Genomic DNA, 4,918 nt, shown 5'->3' with positions numbered 1-4,918 from the left:
TCGCGGCGGACGGCGAGTACCGGTCCGTCACGGAATCGCTCGACCGCACCGTCGCACGCGTCGGGCGACTTCGATGGGAGGACGACGAAACGATTCTCGTACCCATCGGCGACGAAGGAAGCACTCGTCTCGTCCGCTGTCCGGCGGACGAGGACGCGCCGACGTTCACCTTCGATGCACAGTGCGACTACCTGACGGTCCGAACGTTCGACGCCGCGGGCGGAACGGTCGCGTTCCTGCTCACCGACGCGGGAACCGTCGGCGAACTGTCCACCGTGGACGTGAATGACCTCGATACCGGGGAGCCGACCCGGATAACCGCACTCAACGAATCGTTCGAGGATGCACACGCCACGCCCGGTTGTCGGCGCGTCGTCTACGAGAACGAGTCGGGCGACGACATCGAGGGATTCGTCTACTCTCCGACGGATTTCGACCCCGACGACCCCGACCCACGGCCCCTCGTCGTCTCCATTCATGGTGGCCCCGTCGCCTACGACGCGCCCGAATTCTCCTTCGAATACGCCTACTGGGCGGACGAGGGGTACATCGTGTTTCGCCCCAACTACCGCGGTAGCAGTTCCTACGGACAGGAGTTCAGCGAAGTCATCCGTGGTGAGTGGGGACCACGCGAATCCGAGGACGTGCTCGCGGGCGTCGACCACCTCGTCGAACGTGGCTGGGTCGATTCCGACCGAACCTTCGTCACTGGACTCTCCTACGGCGGTATCACGACCGGTTATCTCGTGACGAGAACGGACCGGTTCGCCGCGGCCGCCGCCGAACACGGCATCTACGACCTCCGTTCGGCGTACGGAACCGACGACGCCCACCTGTGGTGGGAGAACGATTTCGGTCTGCCGTGGGAGAACCCCGAGGGCTACGACGCCGCATCGAGTATTACCGACGTCGAAAACGTCGAAACACCGCTCTTGGTGACGGCGGGCGACGAGGATTGGCGGTGCGCGCCGTCACAATCCGAGCAACTCTACGTCAGCGTCAAGAAACGGGGCGTTCCCTCGAAGCTCGTCGTATACCAGGGTGAGCATCACAACATCGGCGACCCGGACAGGGCGGTTCACCGCATCGAACAGCTCACGGAATGGTTCGAAACGTACGACCCGAATCGGGTGTAACGGCACCTTAGCGGTTGTACGATTCGGTTTTCGTCTTAAACGGTCGCTCGCTTTATTCGTTCTCTCGCCCTACCCTCTTCCGGGGAAACACTAATGAGTGAAACAGAAGCAAGGGAACGAACGACACGGAGTACCGACTCCCGTGAATCGGGACTGAAATGGCTGAGTGGGTTCGTCTCGCTCGTGGGGGCATGGATATTCGTCTCCGCGTTCGTCTACCCGTCGATGTCGATGACGAGTTACTGGAACAACCTCATCATCGGCGCGGCTATCTTCCTCATCGCGGGGTATAACTACTACCGCATGTCGCGAGAGATGGGGAACAGCGTGGGGAGTTCGTCGTTCGTCGCGCTGTTGGGTCTCTGGATGATACTCACTCCGTTCATCATGACCGCCTCGACGGCGTTCTGGAGTGACATCATCTCGGGTATCGTCGTCGCGATCGTTGCCGGGTACAACGCCTACGCGGGACGGAGCGAGCGGGCGGGGGCACCTGCCGGAACCGCCTAAATCCGTTCCAACTTATCCAACTGAAACGACGCGAGGTGGTAGCGGGTAATGAGCACCGCGAACCCGACCATCACGACGGCGAACATGGCGTTGAACGAGAGCGCAGTCTGATGGGCAAAGCCGTTCCACAGTTGGGCGATTCCCAACAGTATCGGACCAAAACTGAATAGCCCAGTTTGTACTGGCAGTTCTTGACAGAGTTCGCGGAAAGTAACGGATGCTTTTTCGGTCATTAATCGGTTCTTGACGCCACTCGTAGCCGGGTATTGAATACCGTTTCGGATTCGATCGGCTACTCGGACGAGTCGTCGGCGGGCGCGTAGATGATGATATCACCGTCGGCTTGGACGACGATTTCACAGCCACGTGCGTTGAAGACGACTTTTCCTTCGGTTCGAGACGTCCCGTCGTGTTTCTGCTTGAAAATCGCGTCCAACGCGTCGGGGTCGACTCTGTCGTACAACCACGTCTGTCTCTCCGTATCCTCCCCGACGATATCGTCTATACCCCGAATGATTCGGGTGCTGGTATCGTCGGTGTCGCCCGTGACACGATACGCCGCTCGTCCGTTACGGTCGAGTTCCGTCGCCCGTTCTGTGAATTGCCCTTCTTTCATAATAGACCGCTTCGATGAACTTAGTTAGAGACATAAACTGAGTACAACAATAAAAGAACCTCGATTGAAGCTGAAAGGAACAGTCACGTACCGTTCTCGTCTCAGCAACACTTCGTATTCAGACGCAGGGAGGCTCGAACAGCGCAGCCTCAAATCCGTCGTAACGATATCTCATGATCGATAGCGCATCCCCAGGCCGAGCAACGCAAGCGCGATGATCGCTATCGGAACCGTGAATCCGGGGAGGCTCGTCCCCTCGGACGACCTATTCGTCCCTTGGGACGAACCAGTCTCTTGGACTGTTCCTTCCGTCGTGGTTTTCGAATCGGTCGTCGATGCTTGCTGACTCGCCGCTCCGGGGCCGAGTTCGAGAATCCAGCCGTCCTTGCCATCCGCGCCGAACCCGCCGGTCTGTCCGGCGAGGATGTAGCCTCCGTCGTGTGATCGAACGGCCGGCCATGGCTTGTCCCACGAGTCGCTCCCGTACGCTTTCTCCCAGTCGAGGGTTCCGTCCGACCCGGTTTTCACCACGTACCCGTCCGAACTGCCGATTCCTCCCGTCAACGTTCCGCCGGTGAACAGGTAGCCACCGTCGTCCGTCGGCATCGCCGAGTCGAGCCAATCGACCTCGTCGCCGCCGAACCGTTTCTCCCACTTCAACTCGCCACGCTTGTCGTATCGGAACACCCAACCGTCACGTGACTCGCCGCTTTCGGACTCGCCCGCGATGACGACACCGTTCTCGTCACCGGTCGCTGCCCACACCGCCTCACGATCCGAACCGCCGTGCGTCCGTTGCCATTGTCGTTCCCCGTTTTTCCCGACGCGGAGTATCCATCCGTCCTGACTGTCGCCGTCGAGTTGCCCCGCGACGAAGTACCCATCCGACGTGGGAACGACGGCCTTGAACAGCCCATTCGTGGTTCCATCGGGTGTGGCGTACGTCTTCTCCCACGTCTTCGCGCCCGATCCGTCCTGTTTGAGAAGCCATCCGTCGGTACCCGAGTCCCCCTGCGTCCATCCCGCGAAGATATACCCCGATTCGTCGTGCTCGACGCCGTAGAACGCGCCGGTTCCCGGCGTTCGCTCCCGCTGTGTCGAACCGTCCGCCCCGAGTTCGAGTATCCACCCCATCGGCGTTCCGTCGCGGTCGGTCCGTCCGGCGACGACGTATCCGTCATCAGTCGTCGCAACGGAGTAGAACCTGTCCGTTCCCGGCCCGGAGAACGTCCGCGTCCACTTCTGTTCACCGTCCCCGTCGACCTTCATCACCCAACCGTCGATACCCGAGCCATCGCTCTCCGTCTCTCCAGCGAGGATGTAGCCGCCATCGTCCGTCGGGGCGATGTCCGCGAAGATATCGTCGCCGGAACCGCCGTACGTTTGGTTCCAGCGCTCGCTCGGTTCCTCGTTCGCCTGCATCCCCTCCGTGCCTATCGTCATCGCCCCGACGGCGAACGCGACGATGAGGACGAGTGTGAGTATCGTCGGACGTCTCATGTTCGGGGAGTCACGGATAGGGCAGTTTGTTATACTTCGACTACGCCCGAGTCAGGCACTCTCTGACCGACGGTTGATAGCTCCTTCTCCGCCGGAACCCGAACACATTCGTCCGTGTACCGTTTCTCAACCGCATATGGTTCGAACAGCTATCTACTTCGCACTGGTCGGTATGCTCGCGTGGGGCGTTTGGGCGGTGTTTGCCGACCTCGCCACCCGTACCCTCGCGCCGGAAGTGGCGATGGCGATCTCGTATATCGTCGGTGTGGGCGTCGCAATCACGTACATCGCCGTCCAATCCGACCCCGTATCCCTCTCCGGATCCGGCGTCGCCTTCGCCGTCGCCGGTGGGGTATTCTCCGGTATCGGTTCCATCAGTTACTACGCCGCGCTTCAACGCGGCAATACCGCCATCGCGACGACCGTTACCGCACTCTACTTCGTCGTCGCTGCGATTCTCGGCGTGCTGTTCCTCGGCGACTCCGTCGATATACGGGATTTGGCGGGTATCGGGCTTGCTATCGGTGCTGTCGCCCTTCTGGCGACGTGAGCTGACGGCTCTGTATATTCTATGTCGCTATACGCAAATTCCGTCTCCAGGTAGCCCGCCGTTCGGCGAATGGATTCCATCCGGACGAAAACGAACCCTCCCCCGATTTCCGACCGCTACGACTGTCTCGCAACGAACTCCGTGATTATCCGTCGTTCCGCGCGATGGAGGATGTCACCTGCAGTCGTCTTGTGAACGTCCATTTCGGCGGCGAGTTCCGTCAGGGTGCATCTTCGAGGTGTCTCGTAGTACCCTCGGTCGACCGCTTTCTCGATGAACTGCTGCTGACGAGCGGTGATGAGATCGTCCGGGTCGAGACTTTGAACGAGGGATCGAATGTTGTACGCGATTCCCGCGGATTCGAATGAATCCGTGAGTTCGGACAGTTGTGCGTGCGACGTAGCCTGGGTAGCGGTGACCGTTCCATCGCGGAAGACGACGGGATAATGGGGAACGGTCCCCGACTCGGATACCAGTCGTTGCATTTTCGGCTCCGGTGAACAATATTCGATGATCACGACCTCCCCGTCGGAATCCATCTCCCGAAACGAGTGGAGGTCCTCGACTTCGCCCAACTCCTCCCGAATCGCGTTCGGGTTTCGAGTC

General features: G+C 60.2%; 7 protein-coding genes. 3 read left to right on the top strand and 4 right to left on the bottom strand.

The window, feature by feature from the left end; translation table 11 throughout:
• Both WBV42_RS12790 and WBV42_RS12785 read left to right on the top strand, forming a co-directional pair.
• On the top strand, positions 1–1,136 hold a 1,136-nt coding region (locus tag WBV42_RS12790; RefSeq protein ID WP_423986373.1), incomplete at its 5' end, for an alpha/beta hydrolase family protein.
• 93 nt (positions 1,137–1,229) lie between these two features.
• On the top strand, positions 1,230–1,646 hold the full coding sequence (locus WBV42_RS12785; RefSeq protein WP_423986372.1) for an SPW repeat domain-containing protein: 417 nt from the start codon (positions 1,230–1,232) through the stop codon (positions 1,644–1,646).
• On the opposite strand, the gene WBV42_RS12780 is transcribed toward WBV42_RS12785, so the two are convergent.
• The 3 genes from WBV42_RS12780 to WBV42_RS12770 form a co-directional block, all read right to left on the bottom strand.
• Positions 1,643–1,879, bottom strand: coding sequence for a hypothetical protein (locus WBV42_RS12780; RefSeq protein WP_066139539.1), 237 nt, complete (start codon positions 1,877–1,879; stop codon positions 1,643–1,645). The two genes, WBV42_RS12785 and WBV42_RS12780, sit on opposite strands and share 4 nt — an antisense overlap.
• Before the next feature lie 59 nt (positions 1,880–1,938).
• Positions 1,939–2,262, bottom strand: a complete 324-nt coding sequence (locus WBV42_RS12775) for a HalOD1 output domain-containing protein (RefSeq protein WP_423986371.1) — start codon at positions 2,260–2,262, stop codon at positions 1,939–1,941.
• A gap of 171 nt (positions 2,263–2,433) precedes the next feature.
• On the bottom strand, positions 2,434–3,762 hold the full coding sequence (locus WBV42_RS12770) for a hypothetical protein (RefSeq protein WP_423986370.1): 1,329 nt from the start codon (positions 3,760–3,762) through the stop codon (positions 2,434–2,436).
• A 136-nt stretch (positions 3,763–3,898) separates the two neighbouring features.
• On the opposite strand from WBV42_RS12770, the gene WBV42_RS12765 reads away from it, so the two are divergent.
• Entirely contained in the window at positions 3,899–4,312 is a 414-nt protein-coding gene (locus WBV42_RS12765) for an EamA family transporter (protein ID WP_423986369.1), read from the top strand.
• Between the two features lie 116 nt (positions 4,313–4,428).
• Here WBV42_RS12765 and WBV42_RS12760 read toward each other — a convergent pair.
• The coding region (locus tag WBV42_RS12760) for a helix-turn-helix domain-containing protein (protein WP_423986368.1) at positions 4,429–4,918 on the bottom strand (490 nt) is incomplete at its 5' end.

The organism is Haladaptatus sp., from assembly GCF_049589095.1.
In the GTDB taxonomy this organism is placed as follows: domain Archaea; phylum Halobacteriota; class Halobacteria; order Halobacteriales; family Haladaptataceae; genus Haladaptatus.
This window is presented reverse-complemented; position numbering and strand designations above follow the sequence as displayed.

What these genes read in the sequence shown, in the direction of transcription:
- WBV42_RS12785 (WP_423986372.1), top strand. Translation starts at nt 1,230, where the DNA reads ATGAGTGAAACAGAAGCAAGGGAACGAACGACACGGAGTACCGACTCC.
- WBV42_RS12780 (WP_066139539.1), bottom strand. Translation starts at nt 1,879, where the DNA reads ATGACCGAAAAAGCATCCGTTACTTTCCGCGAACTCTGTCAAGAACTG.
- WBV42_RS12775 (WP_423986371.1), bottom strand. Translation starts at nt 2,262, where the DNA reads ATGAAAGAAGGGCAATTCACAGAACGGGCGACGGAACTCGACCGTAAC.
- WBV42_RS12770 (WP_423986370.1), bottom strand. Translation starts at nt 3,762, where the DNA reads ATGAGACGTCCGACGATACTCACACTCGTCCTCATCGTCGCGTTCGCC.
- WBV42_RS12765 (WP_423986369.1), top strand. Translation starts at nt 3,899, where the DNA reads ATGGTTCGAACAGCTATCTACTTCGCACTGGTCGGTATGCTCGCGTGG.